Below are 17477 nucleotides of genomic sequence, written 5' to 3'. Positions count from 1 at the left end.
AGTATGGTTTTTAATATATTAAAGCTTACATATCCTTATTATCTCTGGCAATAATTCACGGGCAGCTTTCTCTCCTTGGGAAATAATATGGGGTATTTTATAAAAATCCCATGCCCCAATGCCCTTTAATAAGGGTCGGATACGGACATCTGCATTACCATCCAGCACATACTCCAGGGCATCTGCACGAATAATATCCAAGGTTTGTTCCATCATTTCCAAAATATTACGAGGAACTGTATGCTCATGGCCGTCATTCCCCAGGTCCACAGCAATCACAACATCAGCCCCCAACCTTTTAAGCACCAAAGCAGGTACATTTTCCCGCAAGCCACCGTCAACTAGGAGATATTCATGAATCTTCTTCGGTTCATAAATCCCTGGTACTGCAGTACTGGCTCTAACGGCTTCCCAAACCGGTACCCCACTGATAAATACTTGATCTTCCTTGGCAGTTAATTTCATGCGATCCTGCCTGCTAACAAAGATAACCTTTTTGCCACTGGCTATATCAACGGAGGTAATAGCCAGTTGAAGGGGTGATCCTTCAAAATTTTTTTTACCTAGCATTGATCTTATAAAACGTGTTAATTTTACTCCCTTCATAAGTCCCAGGGGAGATCGAAAGGGACAGGGCAGCCTTAAAGCATCGATGAAAAGTTTAAGGGTCATGATAAAAAAATTCTCCACTGCCGCTATCTCATCAATAAATACACCTGGTTTTAAAGCACATACCATATTCTCTAATTCAGAGACAGACCAGCCCGATGCATATAAAGAAGCAATCATACTTCCTGCACTGGTTCCTGCCACCATATGAGGCTTAATATTGTTTTCCTCCAAAACCTTTAATACTCCCACGTGGGCAGCACCCCGTACAAAGCCCCCACCTAATGCCAGGCCTATCTTCTTAGACATTCTATCACCACCTATTTGGCTATATTTTATGAAAAAAAGATATTGGTGGTGATTATAATAATAATGCAAAAAAACAACACCCTTTGTGGCGTTGTTTTTATTGTTTTCTTTCAATTGGATATTTTAAACCAAAACGACGAATTTTATTTAACACCGTTGTATGGGACACTCCTAAAGCCTTTGCAGTCTTACGTGCTGTACCATAGGTATTAAGGGCAATTTGTAATGCGTCCAGTTCAGCCCTGGCAGCAGCTTCTTTTAAGCTGGTGCCCTGCATCATTTTATCCAAAACACAGCCGCTACCTTCAATTATCCGCTCTTCGTCTAATATGATATGTTCCTCTTTGATATCGCCATTCTCCACCAGGTTTATGGCCCTTTCAAGGACATTTTGTAATTCCCGCACATTCCCTGTCCACCGGTTTCTGGTTAAAATACGCAGGGCCCCTGTGGAAATCCCAGATATCTTTTTATCTGGGTGTTGTGTAAATTTTTTAAGAAAATGATGAACCAAAAAGGGAATATCCTCGGGTCGCTCACGCAGAGCTGGAACTCTGATGGGAAAAACATTTAGCCGGTAATATAGATCCTCTCGAAAATCCCCCCGGGCCATCATCTCTTCCAGATTTCGATTGGTGGCTGCAATAACTCGAACATTCACAGGTGTTTCCTGTCGGTCACCAATTCTTCTTACTTTTCCATCCTGTAAAACTCGAAGTAGCTTTGCCTGCAGGTGCGGTGAAAGTTCCCCTATTTCATCCAGAAACAACGTACCTTCATGGGCAAATTCGAAAAGCCCCTGTTTACCGCCTTTCTTAGCTCCTGTAAACGCCCCATCTGCATAACCAAAAAGCTCGCTTTCCAGCAGAGTGTCCGGCAATGCAGCACAGTTTAAAGGAACAAAGGGCTTGTTACTACGCATGCTTTCCATATGAATAGCACGGGCAAATAATTCTTTGCCTGTTCCGCTTTCCCCTCTAATGACCACTGTGGACTCACTGTGAGCAACTCTTTTGGCTATTGCCACCACTCTTTCCATTGCCTCACTTCCATAAACTATGTCTTCAAAGGTAAACATAGAAGGCTTTGTTACTGAGTAAACCAAATCCCGCACCTGATGCATATCCTTGAGGGCTGCCACCATACCGATTACCTTGCCAGTTTGATCTTTAATTGGCCTGCCAGTGGTTAAGTAATGATGGCGTCCCCTGGGGGTGGTAATCATAATCTCTTTGTTATCATACCCCTCCCCGGTTTTTAGGCTGTTAATCATGGGGATGTCCGTTGAAATTACCTCTGCCACATCACGTCCCACGGCATGTTCGGCCGAAACAAAAAGTATTTTTTCGCAGGTAGGATTAAAAAAAGTGATTTTTCCCTTGCGATCCACTGCAATAATACCATCACTAACAGAATCAAGTACTGCCTTGAGTTGCCGTTCCCTTTCTTCCTGGGGTATAACCTCAACAGGTTCCACCTGCTTTACCCCAGGGATATTTTGAAATTCTCTTTTTAATACTTCTGTCTCCTGATCTGACAGATAATTAAGTTCCAGGTACATGGTATTGGGTAAAACTTGTAAGGATATAATGTTAATATTTTTTGGTGAGACAAGCTTGGCTACATCATAGACAATGCCTACTCGATCATTAAAATCTAAGCGAAGGCGCAGATTTTCCATTCTAACATCCTTTACTTATATACTGTAGCAATATATTTCTACACATTTGTGCTTCCTCCCTTCTTTAATATATTCGAACATTCTAAATATTTTTCTTTCTCTCTATTGAAAATGATATTCAAAATCTTGCCTAAAGGGGATTGACATCCCAACAATCGAGGAATATACTTACTTTAGAAATGATAATCATTTTCAACAATGTGTTATTTTATAACTAGCTTAACTATAACACATTTTTATTTTGTCCTTTGAGTGATAATGATTCTTATATTCAGACAAGGAGTGGTATTATGACTCTTGATCGTGTAAAAAAAGGTCAATTTTTTAAAATTAACAACATCCATAATGAAAACGTCCGATCCCAAGCAATTCGCTTTGGCATTGCCGAAGGAGAGTGGCTTAGCTGTGAAGAGGTTGTTCCAGCGGGTCCCATTGTGATTCGTAAAAACCGTCAACAAATTGCCCTTGGCCGTCAACTGGCTAGATTAATTGATATTAGTCTAAATTAGTGCTTTATTTAAGAGAATTGAAGGAGTGACAGCAGCATGTCTCACTGCCATGGTTGCAGTATTCAAATTGATATTCCCGAAGGAGCTCGGCGCATTGTTTTGGCAGGCAACCCAAATGCTGGTAAATCAGTATTTTTTAATTACTTAACTGGTATGTATGTGGATGTATCCAATTACCCCGGTACTACCCTGGAGATATCCCACGGTCTTCTTCAAGGGGATGTCGTAATTGATACCCCGGGGGTTTATGGAATTTCTTCTTTTAATGACGAAGAAAGGGTGGCCCGGGATGTTATTTTAACAGCCGATGTGGTTATTAACGTTGTAAACGCGGTTTACCTAGAACGGGATTTATTCCTTACCCAACAAATTATAGATACTGGCGTTCCTGTAATCATTGCCCTGAATATGGTAGATGAAGCTGAAAAACAGGGTATGACAATAAACAACCAATTATTAAGCCAATTGCTAGGTGTACCTGTTATTCCTACCGTGGCCATTAAAAAACAAGGCATGAAGGAAATAAAGGAAAACATTGGGCAGGCACGTTCAGGGCAGTCAGATACAGAACTCCAAAAAGAAATGGATAAACTGGTTAACCGGGTAGGTTCCCGTGGTGAAGCCCTGTTGATTATGGAAGGCGATGCTACAGTTGCCGAACGTCATGGTCTTGAACCCCTAAATAAAAGGGAGGATATTTACCTGCAGCGAAGACAGCGTGTTAACCAAATTGTTACTCATGTGGTCAAGGATATCAGTAAAAAAACCGCTTTCAGTAATATCTTAAGCCGTATGATGATCAAACCTTTAACCGGAATTCCCATTCTATTTTTAGCACTCTATACCATGTATCAGATAATTGGGGTCTTTGTGGCCGGTACAGTTGTAGGGTTTACAGAGGAAACCCTTATGATCGGACACTTCGAACCTGCTGTACGTTCCTTTGTTGGTAACTTTATCAGTGAACAGTCCACTTTGGGAACGATCCTTATTGGCGAATTTGGCCTCCTTACAATGACTTTTACCTATGTGCTGGGGTTATTAATGCCCTTGGTTATAGGATTTTACTTTTTCCTGTCCTTGTTTGAAGATTCCGGTTACCTTCCCCGCCTAGCTACCCTGGTGGATAGACTTCTCACCAGCATTGGTTTAAATGGCCGGGCTGTTATTCCATTAATTCTTGGCCTGGGCTGTGTTACCATGGCTACTATTACCACTCGTCTGTTAGGTTCCGAGCGGGAGCGCCGCATTGCTATTTTTCTATTGGGGTTAGCGATCCCATGCTCTGCTCAATTGGGAGTCATTGCTGGAATGTTAGCCTCTGTGGGCCCTGAGTTTGTACTTCTGTATTCTTTAGTTATCTTTGCAGTTCTAGTGGTTGTGGGTACTTTAATGAATTCGCTATTATCCGGTCAGTCTTCTGACCTCTTAATCGATCTACCACCGCTACGTGTGCCACGTATTCATAATGTAATGACCAAGACTGGAATTAAATCTTATCAGTTCTTAAAGGAAGCTTTCCCCCTCTTTGCTCTTGGTGCTTTAATAATTAGTACCTTTCAGGTTACTGGTATTCTGGTTGCCTTGCAAAACATCCTAGCTCCTTTGACGGTAAATTGGCTAGGGTTACCCAAGGAAGCTGCCACAGCCTTCATTATGGGTATTGTACGTCGAGATTTTGGTGCCGCGGGCTTGGCAGGTATGCCGTTGACATCCATTCAAACAGTGATATCCTTAATTACCATTACCCTCTTTGTTCCTTGCATTGCTTCCATTTTAGTAATGTTTAAGGAACGCAACAAGAAGGAGGCACTCCTTATGTGGGTAAGTACCTGGGTAATTGCCTTCTTAATTGGTGGTATTGTTGCTCAACTTTCCGCTCTACTGGGAGTTGCTACACCGGCACAAGTATTTACCGTGATGGCAGTGGTTATCGCTCTAACAGCCCTGGTGATTGTGGGCGTAAGATTGTTTAAAAAGCAAAACATACAAAGTAATTCTACTTCAAAGGGCGTGGTTTAAATAAAGGAAAAATCCAAAAACACATGCACTCAGGGCAAAACCTGCCCCCGCTGTGGATGCCCTGTTGATTTATTAACACTTGTCTGCCCCCGTTGCCGTGAACCCATCCCCGGTGGTTGTTCTGGAAACTGCTCAACATGCAACAGCCATAAGTAACAGAAACAGGCCCTTGCCAAGACGGCAAGGGCTTTGAGTTATATTAAGGAATCTCCCTCCTTCCTACTTGCTTAATATTAAGATTTAAAAGTAGTATAATTATCATACTTTTCTTTATATTTTTTGCTGATTTAATTTAGCTAGCCCTTCTTCATTAAGTAATCTTGTGCTTTTTATACAATTATCGATAAGATTCTGGGTGTTTTTTAAACTTCTTTTTAACTTTTTTGTATTTTATTTATTGACATCAGTTCATAATAGCTATAATATGGTTTTGAACGGATGTCAATAATTTTTTTAGGCTAGCTATGGATCTAAAGGTGAAATTCCTTGGGTCTCTAACAATGCCTGCTGGTACATAAAACTTTCTTAACTATGAGGAGGAAAAATCATGAGCGACCAAAGTAACAACTGTTCAAGCTGTGGTGAAATGAACGAAGGTTCTTGCAGTGGAGAAAAGTGTAGTCCTCCACCCAAACTTTATCCTGGTGGCCAAAGCAAAATTAGCCGTGTAATTGCTGTTATGAGCGGTAAAGGCGGCGTGGGTAAATCTTCGGTAACGGCACTAATGGCTGTAAACCTGCGTAGGATGGGCTATCAGGTTGGCATCCTGGATGCAGATATTACCGGTCCTAGCATTCCCAAAATGTTTGGTGTGAAGAGAGTTCCCGCTAATGCTCAGGGTCTTTTGCAACCTGCTGTAAGTAAAGGCGGTATTCGCATTATGTCCTTAAATCTATTGTTGGAACGGGAAGATGAACCTGTAATCTGGCGTGGACCAATTATCGCCAGTGCCGTAAAACAATTCTGGACCGATGTAAATTGGGGGGAACTGGACTATCTCCTGGTGGATATGCCCCCTGGCACCGGGGATGTTCCCCTTACGGTGATACAACAAATTCCCGTTGATGGGATTGTCATGGTAACATCACCGCAGGATTTAGCGGTAATGGTTGTTAAAAAAGCTGTTCGAATGGCTGGCATCATGGAAGCCTCTCTGCTGGGATTTGTTCAAAATATGGCCTATATCACCTGTCCCAAATGCGGAGAAAAATTTGAACTCTTTGGTAAGGCCTTGCAAAAAGGAGATACCTTAGATGGATTACCTGTTCTGGAAGTTCTCCCCATTGACACTGAATTTACCAAGCTGTGTGATACAGGTATGGTAGAAGAGGTTAAAACTAATGCCTTTGAAGATATTCCAAACCTAGTAAAGGTTAAAAGACAAGTGAGTTAGTGGTTTAGATATTATGGTGCGCTAAGGACTATTAGATAAAGTAACTTATCTGAATAGTTTACAAAAGCCTTAGCTTGCATCTACCCCGAGTGATACAAAGACTAAAGGTAAATGAAATCTGGTTAACCTTTGTTGACCTTGTGCCTATCCGCATCGATAGGCACAAGGCTCTCCTCTGGGAAAAAGTATAAGGAGTTGAGTACTATGCTAATAGCCGTCTCTGCCTTTGGGAAAAACCAAGACAGTGAAGTAAATCCCCGTTTGGGAAGGTGTGAGTACTTTGTTCTTTATGATACCGATACCGACAAATACTCTTCCATTGACAATACAGGGCGTTTTTCTCAGGGAGCAGCAGGAATTGCTACTGCCAGTTTATTAAGTAACCAAAAGGTGCAAGTGGTGATTACCGGCAATATAGGTCCTAATGCTTATACTGCCCTGGAAGCTGCTGGCATCGAGGTTTTTACGGGTGCCAAGGGTACGGCACAGGATGTAATTAAAGACTATCAAAAAGACCTTCTGAGCAAAGCCAATGCACCCAACGTTGGCCCTCACGGTCGTTAGGGGTGATTGAATGAAGATCTCTGTTGCCAGTGGTAAAGGCGGCACCGGTAAAACTTTGGTTGCCACCAGTTTGGCCCTATCGCTCATTAAGAATAACCCATCGGTTCAACTTTTGGATTGCGATGTGGAAGAACCAAATGTGCACCTTTTTCTGGATCAAGAACCCATCAATGAAACTACGGTCAGCTTACCTATTCCCAAAATTAACGAAGACCTATGCCAGCATTGTGGGAAGTGTACAGAGATTTGTCGTTTTAATGCCATTACCCTACTAAAGGACACCATACTGATATTTCCAGACGTCTGTCATAGCTGTAGTGCTTGTTGGCACTTCTGTCCGACGGGAGCCCTAGAACCGAGTCCCAGAGAGGTGGGGACCGTCCAAATAAGCCAGTCTGGCAAATTAAAATTAATTACTGGACGATTAAACCTAGGCGTGCATGCCAGCCCTCCGGTCATCAAGGCGGTTCGAGGTGCCATAGATACGGACACTGTTACAATTATTGATGGACCACCTGGCAGTTCTTGCCCAGTGATGGCTGCAGTCGAGGAAACAGATTACTGTATATTGGTAACAGAACCCACTCCCTTTGGGTTAAATGATCTATCTCTGGCCGTGGAAATGCTAAAGGTTCTTAATGTCCCCTGCGGTGTCATTATCAACCGGGATGTACCGGGCAACCATTTAATCGATGATTACTGTCAGGAAAAGGGACTCCCTATACTCCTACGAATCCCCCTCGATACCGAGATAGCCCGGGCCTATGCCAAGGGTATCCCCCTTGTTAAAAGTAGCCCTGTCTGGACAGAAAAGTTCATTGACCTATATCAACAGGTTACCCAGGAGGTGACCAAATGAAAGAGTTAACTGTCATTAGCGGTAAAGGTGGTACCGGTAAAACCAGCATCCTTGGCTCCTTTGCCACACTATCTAACAAAGCTGTTATCTGTGACTGTGATGTGGATGCTGCCAATCTACATTTACTATTAAAACCAGATGTACAGGAAACGCACTCCTTTATAGGTGGCGTTAAGGCAAATATTAACTTAGAGTTATGCTCTAAATGCGGCAGTTGTGAGGAATTATGCAGGTTTTCTGCCATTAAAGAGCGGCAGGTTAATCCCTACGCCTGTGAAGGTTGCGGACTCTGCTATGGAATCTGTCCGTCTGGAGCAATCACACTCAATGATCATCAGTCTGGTCATTGGTATGTATCAGAAACCCAGTGGGGCCCAATGGTACATGCAAAGCTAGGCATTGCCGAGGGAAACTCAGGATTATTAGTTAGTGCAGTGCGTAAAAGGGCCAGAGAAATTGCCACCGAAAGGGATATACCTCTCATTATCAGTGATGGTCCACCAGGCATTGGTTGTCCTGTGATATCTTCCTTGGCGGGCACTGATATGGCTTTGATTGTTACAGAACCTACCCGTTCAGGGTTACATGATATGGAAAGAATTATCCAAGTAGCTGCTACCTTTGGCTGTCAAGCAGCTGTTTGTATTAATAAATATGATTTGGATACTGAGAATTGCTTCTCCATTGAAGCCGCTGCCAGCAAGCTAGATGTACCGGTAATAGGGAAAATCCCGTATAACCAAACCCTTTCTCAATCCTTATTGCAGGGGACTCCGGTCACTCTCCTAGGTCAAAACGAGGGTGCATCTGCAATTACGAAACTTTGGCAACAAGTTACCGGACTATTAGGAGTTTAGCATGGTAAGGTTTCGTTGCAGTCAATGTGGAAAAACTGTTGAATATCTGCGCATCTATCATAAAGATGAAATTCCACGTATATGCAGCTGCGGGGGTAAATTACTACCCGTGCATGATAACAGTAACTATTCTACTAAAGGAGGAGTAAAGAATGAAGATCGCCATGCCGGCAAAGAACGGTCAAGTTAATCAACATTTCGGAACAACACAAGAATTTGCCATTGTTGATTTAGAAAATAAAAAGGTGAAAGAAACAAAAATTCTATCAAATGATGGGTTGCAGCATAACCATGGCGGCATAGCCTACATGTTAAAAGCTGAAAACATTGATACCATTATTTGTGGAGGTATTGGCGGACACATGATTCAAGCCCTGCAACAAATAGGGATTAAGGTGGTAAACGGGGCCTCCGGTTCACTGGAAGCTGTTGCTGAAGCCTATGCAACAGGGACTCTGGTGACCCGACCAACACAATGCAGTTGTGGTGGAAACCATCACCACTAGAATATCGTTAACCAGGGATGATTCAGGCCTTAAAGGTTCACCTCTGATATATGCCTGATAATCATTATTAAAGGTGGAAAAAAATCTTTTCCACCTTTATTTTTTAGAAGTTCTTGAAAATAACCTACTATAAAAGCTTATATTTTAAAACAAAAATAATAACCCTTTCTTATGAGAAAGAGTTACACACATGTCTATTAATCAAATAACTTGATATCTTTTCACCTGTCTCTATCCAATGTCATTAAGACACTGGCCCCTATGGTAGGCTTTGGGGTGCCTGCAATCCAGTGTACGATACCTTCTGGTCTTTGCTCTACAAGTAAAACTTCATATGTTGCGCGAAGAGTTTCGCAAACAAGGGTTCCACGGTCTGAGGGATTACCGTCCGTTGTCGGGCTAAAGATGGTCTCTTCAAATATAAGACCAATTTTTCCCTGCCCTTCAATAAACCCCTTCACCCTGGTACGGATTTGTAAAAGGTAGGGATCAACCTGGTAATGCTCCTTCAAAGTTGTCTCCTCCTCTCCTGCTCTAAACCAGTATCAGGCAATCTTATAGTTCTTCATTATAGGAGGTTTTGCAGTAAGCTAACTTACTTTCAATGTTATCCTTATAATGAGCATATGTCAATAATAAAAGCTTAATTTTTCTCTTTTTTTAGAATATTTAGTTTATACTTATGGTAAATGATCAAGCAATATTGATCATTTAGAACCTGATATAAAAATACCCTTAATACTTCAGGATTTTATATCAGGTGTAAGGGATTTGCTTTAGGTGCCCACCACTGTCCTTTTAAGCTTCCACAATAATTTTATCTCCTACTTTTACTAAACCACCCTTAATAACTTTACCAAAACGTCCCTCACGGCTAACAATGTAGGGGCGTCCCGATTCTTTAAATATTTCTTTCCCTACATGAAAGATTTCGATGATAGCCTCACCCAATTTCACCTTGGTCCCCACCTTTATTTGATCGGGGTTAATCCCCGCTATGGTAAAATTCTCGGTATAACCCCCGGACAGGACCTCTTGTTTTTTATGGAGTGGAACCTTCTCCATTGCTTCCACCGGAAAAATGCTTACCTGTTTGCTCCAGTCTCCGCCGTGGGCATCCCCTTCTAAACCCCAGCCTTCCACCACCATTACTTCATTTATACTGTTTTTTTCAATTCCCCTAACTGCACTGACATTAATCGCAAGTACCTCTCCCATACCTTCACTTCCAATCTCTTGTTCTGTTAAAATTCATTAGCAAACTGTTGAAATAAATCTTCCCTTATCTGCTCATGTTCAATACGGTTGGTAACCTGTCCATTCTCCAATAGTTGTTTATACAACCAATAATCATAGATCGCCTGTTTTAAGGCCCTTATCCCTAGCAGAGAACAATGCTTTTTCTGATCAGGTAGGCCATCTAAGAATTCCACCACATCGTCATCTGTCAGCTTTAGGGCTTCCTCACAGTGTTTTCCCTTGGCTAGTTCTGTAACTGCACTGGAAGTTGCCACAGCGCCTACACATCCATAAACTCTGAATTTAATATCATTTATTTGCTCTTCTTCAACGAGAATGGTAATTTCACAAACATCTCCACAATCTGCTTCACCAATTTTTCCTCGCCCATTATAATTCTCAACCACACCAACATTTCGTGGATTCCTGAAGTGATCAAGGGTTTTCTCACTATATGCAAGTGCGGCAGCAGTAAATTGTTCTTCGTTCTCGTTCATGGAAACTCCCCCTTTAAGGATATAGCTGCTTTTTGGTTTTGTACTACTTTTATAATGTTTATAACATATGTTCATAATCCTAGTATATCATTCTATTCTACAGATTCAATCTTTTTTTTGAATAAACTGCCAGCGACTACAAAGAAGTTACTGTCTAAAAGTTTTTAAACAAATCCCAATACTTCACTCATAAAGTAAATTTGGCTTACACCAAACCTTTAGGCTACGACCTAAGTCTTAGTTGCCCTTATGCATATCTGCAAATTTTATACTATTCGATATGCTAAAAACAAGCCAGATTAAATTAAACTTTCGAAAACTTTTATCAGCAATCACATTATCTTCGCTGGCTCTAGATAATGTAATTGCTCGTCCTACTTTTTCAACAAATAAGAAGAGGCTAGATCAATTGATCCAGCCTCTAAGTTTTTTCCTATGGGTTCGGCAGGTTAGCGGATAAGCCCAATCCAGCTCGTTTCTTCTCTATGTGCTCAATGTAAATATCCGCTGCCTTTTCGGCATCCAGCTCAATCATCATTTTACCAAGTCCCAAGGTTTCAGTGGTTTCAGTAAGGGTCTTTACTACCACTTCACTGCCGGTAACCGATGGAACCGGTGCCACGTGGACCAGCCAGCCCATTGCCACTGCGGTGCAGGCGTCTGCCACGGCCTTTTGCTCCAAATACTCAGGTGCACCGATGACCAGAGGAAGGGCATTGGTATCCACATCCAGAGCGTCTGCCAGTTCCATGGCGGTGTGGGTCATCTTACCAACATCCACACAGGCACCATAGGACAATACCGGCGGTATCCCTAGGGTTTGGCAAACTTGCTTAAGACCGTCCCCTGCCTCATTGGCTGCTTCTGGCTTACACAGGCCAGTATATTCAAAGACGGCTGATACACAACCACCGGACAGTACTAGGACGTCACGCTCAATCAAGGCCTTTGCCAGTTTAAAGGCATTGCTGCCGCCCTGACCGTACCGGGCGGTGGTACAACCTACCAAAGTTGCAATACCACGGATGTTTCCGTTGGCAATTTGATCAATTAAAGGCTGCCAACTGCCACCAAGGGCTTGCTTAACTGATTCAGTGGAAAAACCTACCATGCAATCACTGACGTGGGGTGGTACATAAACGTTACGGTTTTCTTCCTTGCGTTTCTTAAAAAATTCAATTGCCCGTTCCAGACACTCCTCTGCTTGCTTTATCATTTGCTCAGGTTTGAAATCCAGAGCCTCGGTATCGGGGAAGCGGATAACCGGGTCCACACTCATCAATTTGGTACCAAAACGCTCAGCATACAAAGGAAGAGTAGGAACGGTACAGTTGTAGTCAAACATAAACAGATCCACACAGCCTGTGGCCAATAAATATTCTTCAGACAGCCATTCTCCCTCTTGACCGGCCAGGGCTGACATTTCGTGGGTGCCGGAGTAGTTTATCAGTTGCTGGCCCTCACAAACATGACCCATGATTTGTAAACCAGTGGCCCCTGCTTTTTTGGCTTTACTCTGCCATTCTTCGGTGGAGGCCAAATCAATGACCACATGGGCTAACAAGGGCATGTGTCCATTGGTAATAATATTTACTTTATTGGGATCCAACAAGCCCATATTTTGCTTCCTTTGCGTAATCTCCTGGGTGCCAATTAAAATTTCTTGTAGTAAGTCCAGGGGCCACAATCCCTGGAATTCATTGGCCACCCCCAAGCGTACGCAGGTTAATAAAAAGTCCACAGGATCTGCACCCAGGTTGGTCATGCACTTAGTTTGGGCAAAACCCACTTCAGAGAAGGCGCCGCCGGGGTAGAGGCCCAATTTACGCCAGAGTTCTTTACGACGGGGCGGCGCAAAGGCTTCCACCAGTTTGGATTCCATAAAGTTGGGCCGGTGAAGGTCCTCGATAAAGAAATCCGCAAACTCCACAGCCAATTGTTCAATGGGCTTATTTTTATCCATACCCAAAAACTCTGCATATTTTTTTAATTTTTCCGGTTCCCTGATCTTTAGCCCACTTTCCGGGTTGGAGCCCGCTGCCCGCAGGGTTCTGGCAGCCTGTAAAGCATGATAACAGTTGGCGGAGGTGCCTATGGTAGTGTGACGATAGGTAAAGTTCCGGGCCACCATTACATGGGCATCCACACCACAAACACCCCGCTGGGCCTTCTTCGTAATTCGGCAGGGTCCATTGGCACAAAGCTGGCAAGAGAGACCCGGGGCACAGAAATTACACTGGGGTTGCTGTTCCGAAAAACGGTCAAAAACGTTTGTCAGACCCTGATTATGCACCACTTGATACATTTCTCGCATGGCAGGGTCCACAATAACATTTAAGGGATAGCCCTCTTTGGATTGATCATCCTTTTTAATATGTTCCCGTTGCCAACGGTGTAATTCTTCCCCCGTGGGAGAGGGTTCAAATTTGCGGTAATCATAGGGTACCTCTGTTTTGTTTTGATCCTGATGGGCACTGGGGTCATTGGTATCGGCCCGGTGGGTAGGATCACTATTATGGATTAGCGTATCGTAATTTTCATTATTCTTGTCTGACATACTATCCCTCCCTAGGTATTTGAAGAAAGTATTTCCTCAGGAGGGATAATTATGCATAATTTCTAAAATAGGTGATTAAAAGTATAAAGCCGTGATGATTAAAACAAAAGGCCTCCAGCTTTAAAACAGACTACTGGTTTTCTAACATACTAAATAAATACTTCAAAAATAAAGATCTTTCCTTTATCTTAAGGAACTTGCTTTTATCAGGAATCGGACGTTTTTTTCTCTGGAGGGCAACATTCAAATAATTCCCCTATTTTGATCTCCCGGTGAACCACTTTGTTTCTTCCGGAATTTTTTGCTTGGTATAGATTCTCATCAGCTTTTTTGATTAATTTTTCTGCCACTTCAGCCGTTGTGCTTGTCACTAGGGATTTTACCGTAACCACCCCAATACTAACTGTCACATGAAGATTACTGTTTCCCTCATCAAAAACAAAGTTACTTATTTCTTGCCGAATCCTTTCAGCAATAAGGGCTACCCGCTCAGCACTGACAAAGGGAATAATAATCACGAATTCCTCACCGCCAAACCGACCAACAACATCGGTTCCCCTGCTACACCTTCTGAGTATTTCAGCAAATTCCTTTAGTACCGTGTCCCCTGTAGCATGGCCATAGTTATCATTGACTGCTTTAAAACGATCCAGGTCCAACATTAAAAGTGAAATATTTTTATTTAAGGTGCTGCAAAGGTCAATAACCCGCAGTAATTCTTTGTTCAGGTATCGTCGGTTATAAAGGTCTGTTAGCTCATCGGTAATTGAAATTTTAACAAGCTTATTTTTTTCTTCATGCAAATCATCCCTATTTTGTTCCAGTTGCTTAATTAGGTTATTTAATTGGGTGGTTTTTTCCAGTAAATTAGCAGACATGTTATTAATAGCCCTGCTTAATTCCTGCACCTCCCGATTGGCTTTAAGATCAATAATTGATAGAAAATTACCCTTGGCAATGTTATTTACTTCCGCAGCCAGCCTTTCCAGTGGCTTGGTTAATCTTCTGGAATAGATTATAGCAAAAACCAGGAAAAACCCTATTATTAGGCAAGCAGCGCCCAAAACTTTTAAGTAAGTTGCTAAGCCATATTCCATTAAACCCCTCTCATAGTCTTTCTCTACAACTAGACTTAGTCTCATCTCAGGTAACCACCGATAAGTGCCAAAAACCGTACGGTTAAGATAATTTTTATAAATCCCTTTCCCCTTCTCTCCTTCTCTAGAAGTGAGGGCGGGGTGGTTTTGTACTTTCAATTTAAGCGGCTCCGTTGATGTAGTAAATCTTGATTCGCTTACCATTAATCCTTTATCATTAATTAAATATGATTCACCAAGTACACCAGGAGAATTATGCTGGGTTATTTCTGTAATCACAGAAATGTTAACAATACCAGATAAAACGCCTACTATTTCATCACCTTGCTTAACCGGAGTAGCCACCATCATAACAGGCCGCTTAGTGTTTCGACTTACTAGAACTTCACTGACAAAGGTTGTACCGGAAATAGCCTGTTGAAAGTATTCTCGATCCCCTACATAAGTATTTATCGTCTGGTTTGGCAGTTCCGGATCTACTTTTATTCGACCGTCTTTCCCCACTAGCACCAGAGAGCGAAAATTATTATCCATTTTTAATGCATCTCTTAAAATTTTAGCACTCTCTTGATTATCCATAACCTGCATATATTTATTCTGGGCAAGGCCCTTAATAAATGTTTTACGGCTCATAATCCAGTTGTTAATAGACTTCTCTTGGGCATCTGCCAGATAGTCCAATGTATTAAAGACCGATCGTTCTATAACTGCTTTACTTTGCGAAAAACTGAACAACCCTACTAAAAATGCAGGAAAAATAATAAATACAATAAAGCCTATTAACAATGAGGTCTGTATACGTCTATTAAAAATAAAAAATTGCAGTACTTTCATATACACCTCTAATTTACTTAGTCAAATGTAGAAGCATTTACTTATACCTTTACACAGAAAAATTGATTGCTCCATACTCTAACAGACTATATTCCTCGAAAGTAACCTTAGTTTTCTAGTAGGAATTGGAAATCAGCTTTCTGATACGCCAAAAGGATTGCCTCCTGGCAATCCTTTTGGCTATTGTTCTATTGTTAAACTTTTATTTACATTCACTGCAGTGACCAAAAATTTTTAATTCATGATCCAATACCGTAAAACCATAATCTTTGGAAACTTGCTTTTCCAATTCTTCAAGGAGGTCTTCATTAATCTCCAGTATTTTACCGCACCTCAGGCAAATGGCATGATGATGGTGGTGACCTTCAGTACTATCGCCATATTCGTAACGTTTACGGCCATCCCCAAAATTGACACTATGAACAATTTCATGCTCCAAGAATAACTCCAGGGTTCGATAAACTGTGGCCAAACCTATATCCGGAGCTTTTCGTTTAACAAGAATATAAACATCTTCTGCACTGAGGTGTTTATCCTTGTTTTCTAACATAACCTCTAATATGATCTGCCGTTGGGGGGTTAGCTTATATTCATTGGCCCTTAGTTTTTCCCCAACCTGGGTTATAATCTTCTTCAAAAGAAAAACACCACCCGGCTACTTTTTACCAGTATATTGCTTTTTAGGTGGGGTGTCAATGCATTACTTAGTCTATTGGGTAATTATAATACTTTTGGCGCCTAGCCATTCTTTGCTGCCTTTTTCTTTTTAAATAAAGCCTACGGCGAATCCACAGTAAAAGCAAGCTCGGTGGTAGAATCCATTTAAAATAGGTTTTAGTTATGGCTTGCCAGTCCCGTTGAACTGTCTCCTGAGCAACCAGTGGAACCTTTCCAACAATCTCTTTACCATTCTGTATAACCACTGCCCCCAAAACCTGGCCCTTGTCAACCGGTGCTTTGGCTTCTTCTGCGGGCTCGGTGATTACATGAAGGTCAACAGTTCCCTCTTTGGGAAAGGTATAATAAAAGTCATTTTGGGCTAGCAGTTTTACATGGCTTTTGCCATACTTCACTGGCACATCTGCCATGATTTTGCCACCCTGCACCAACTGTCGATTGGTAAAGTTTGCAAAACCATAATCCAGTAACTTAGCTGCATCGGTCCACAAATTAAAGCCTTCACTACGCAACACCACTGCTATTAGTTCCATGCCATTTCTCTCTGCAGAAGCAATAATACACTGCCCAGCTTCAACGGTATAACCGGTTTTCAGCCCCGTTGCACCTTTATAGCCATAGGTCTTACTCCACAGAAGCTTGTTATGATTAAATAAATATTTTTGAGCCTCCGGGTCGGCCCTGGGTATTTCATGGTGAATGGTTGTCAATATTTTTCTAAGGTCTTTATTTTTTAATGCCGCTTGGCCTATGAGGGCAAGATCATAGGCAGTGGAATAATGATCTTTATTCGGCATCCCATGGGGGTTCACAAAATGAGTGTTATTAGCCCCTAGTTCTCTAGCCCTTTCATTGGACATGGCTGCGAATTTTCCTACCGAACCTGCCACATGTTCTGCAATGGCAACTCCTGCATCATTGGCAGAGTTTAACATTAGAGCATAAAGAAGTTCCTGCATGGCTAATTGTTCTCCCTCTTGCAGCCAGATGGAGGTTCCGCCGGCCTTGCTAGGGTTAGGACCAATAGTCACCCGATCTGTCATCCGGGCGTGTTCCAGCGCCACTAGGGCTGTCAATACCTTTGTGGTGCTGGCAGGATACATTCTCTTGTGTTCCTCCTTGCCATACAAAACTGCACCTGATTTAGCATCCAGCAGAACGGCGGTCTCCCCTGTGATTTGGGGTTGCCCTGCCCAGGCTTGTGAAGTAACGGTTAGGAGTAGCAACACTATTAAAATGTTGATTAAGCGACTATACATTATATTT

The 17477-nt window shown here is 42.2% G+C and carries 16 protein-coding genes; 7 read left to right on the top strand and 9 right to left on the bottom strand.

What is annotated here, in order from left to right:
- Positions 1-18: 18 nt before the first annotated feature.
- Positions 19-918 (bottom strand): patatin-like phospholipase family protein, encoded by a 900-nt coding sequence (locus DRED_RS03575; protein WP_011877039.1) that lies wholly within the window; start codon positions 916-918, stop codon positions 19-21.
- A 97-nt stretch (positions 919-1015) separates the two neighbouring features.
- Complete coding sequence (locus DRED_RS03570) at positions 1016-2599, bottom strand: sigma 54-interacting transcriptional regulator (RefSeq protein ID WP_011877038.1); 1584 nt, start codon at positions 2597-2599, stop codon at positions 1016-1018.
- 290 nt (positions 2600-2889) lie between these two features.
- Here DRED_RS03570 and DRED_RS03565 point away from each other — a divergent pair, with 290 nt between their 5' ends.
- The 7 genes from DRED_RS03565 (at position 2890) to DRED_RS03535 (ending at position 9309) form a co-directional block, all read left to right on the top strand.
- Entirely contained in the window at positions 2890-3108 is a 219-nt protein-coding gene (locus DRED_RS03565; protein ID WP_011877037.1) for a FeoA family protein, read from the top strand.
- A gap of 36 nt (positions 3109-3144) precedes the next feature.
- A complete protein-coding gene (gene feoB / locus DRED_RS03560; RefSeq protein ID WP_011877036.1) occupies positions 3145-5130 on the top strand; it encodes a ferrous iron transport protein B in 1986 nt (661 codons plus the stop codon).
- 547 nt (positions 5131-5677) lie between these two features.
- Complete coding sequence (locus tag DRED_RS03555; RefSeq protein ID WP_011877035.1) at positions 5678-6523, top strand: Mrp/NBP35 family ATP-binding protein; 846 nt, start codon at positions 5678-5680, stop codon at positions 6521-6523.
- Between the two features lie 204 nt (positions 6524-6727).
- Positions 6728-7087, top strand: coding sequence for a NifB/NifX family molybdenum-iron cluster-binding protein (locus DRED_RS03550; protein WP_011877034.1), 360 nt, complete (start codon positions 6728-6730; stop codon positions 7085-7087).
- A gap of 10 nt (positions 7088-7097) precedes the next feature.
- Positions 7098-7946 carry an ATP-binding protein gene (locus tag DRED_RS03545; RefSeq protein ID WP_011877033.1) on the top strand — a complete coding sequence of 283 codons (849 nt, stop codon included), beginning with the start codon at positions 7098-7100 and terminating at the stop codon, positions 7944-7946.
- Complete coding sequence (locus DRED_RS03540; protein WP_011877032.1) at positions 7943-8803, top strand: ATP-binding protein; 861 nt, start codon at positions 7943-7945, stop codon at positions 8801-8803. Before DRED_RS03545 ends, DRED_RS03540 begins: the two co-directional genes overlap by 4 nt.
- Before the next feature lie 152 nt (positions 8804-8955).
- Positions 8956-9309 carry a NifB/NifX family molybdenum-iron cluster-binding protein gene (locus DRED_RS03535; RefSeq protein WP_011877031.1) on the top strand — a complete coding sequence of 118 codons (354 nt, stop codon included), beginning with the start codon at positions 8956-8958 and terminating at the stop codon, positions 9307-9309.
- Between the two features lie 221 nt (positions 9310-9530).
- Here DRED_RS03535 and DRED_RS03530 read toward each other — a convergent pair whose 3' ends face one another.
- From DRED_RS03530 to DRED_RS03500, 7 genes are all read right to left on the bottom strand, one after another.
- The gene (locus DRED_RS03530; protein ID WP_011877030.1) at positions 9531-9821 is read right to left on the bottom strand and encodes an alanyl-tRNA editing protein; all 291 of its coding nucleotides are present in this window, start codon (positions 9819-9821) and stop codon (positions 9531-9533) included.
- Between the two features lie 286 nt (positions 9822-10107).
- Positions 10108-10527: an MOSC domain-containing protein gene (locus DRED_RS03525; RefSeq protein WP_011877029.1), complete on the bottom strand. Its 420-nt coding sequence runs from the start codon at positions 10525-10527 to the stop codon at positions 10108-10110.
- A gap of 26 nt (positions 10528-10553) precedes the next feature.
- The gene (locus tag DRED_RS03520) at positions 10554-11045 is read right to left on the bottom strand and encodes an iron-sulfur cluster assembly scaffold protein (RefSeq protein ID WP_011877028.1); all 492 of its coding nucleotides are present in this window, start codon (positions 11043-11045) and stop codon (positions 10554-10556) included.
- A 433-nt stretch (positions 11046-11478) separates the two neighbouring features.
- Complete coding sequence (cooS, locus tag DRED_RS03515) at positions 11479-13602, bottom strand: anaerobic carbon-monoxide dehydrogenase catalytic subunit (RefSeq protein WP_011877027.1); 2124 nt, start codon at positions 13600-13602, stop codon at positions 11479-11481.
- A gap of 206 nt (positions 13603-13808) precedes the next feature.
- Positions 13809-15533 carry a sensor domain-containing diguanylate cyclase gene (locus tag DRED_RS03510; protein WP_011877026.1) on the bottom strand — a complete coding sequence of 575 codons (1725 nt, stop codon included), beginning with the start codon at positions 15531-15533 and terminating at the stop codon, positions 13809-13811.
- A gap of 202 nt (positions 15534-15735) precedes the next feature.
- Positions 15736-16170 (bottom strand): Fur family transcriptional regulator, encoded by a 435-nt coding sequence (locus DRED_RS03505; protein ID WP_011877025.1) that lies wholly within the window; start codon positions 16168-16170, stop codon positions 15736-15738.
- Between the two features lie 67 nt (positions 16171-16237).
- Positions 16238-17470: a D-alanyl-D-alanine carboxypeptidase family protein gene (locus tag DRED_RS03500; protein ID WP_011877024.1), complete on the bottom strand. Its 1233-nt coding sequence runs from the start codon at positions 17468-17470 to the stop codon at positions 16238-16240.
- Between the last annotated feature and the right edge of the window lie 7 nt (positions 17471-17477).

This window comes from Desulforamulus reducens MI-1 (genome assembly GCF_000016165.1).
Lineage (GTDB): Bacteria > Bacillota > Desulfotomaculia > Desulfotomaculales > Desulfotomaculaceae > Desulfotomaculum > Desulfotomaculum reducens.
The sequence above is the reverse complement of the archived record's forward strand: the minus strand, read 5'-3'. Positions and strand labels throughout refer to the sequence as shown.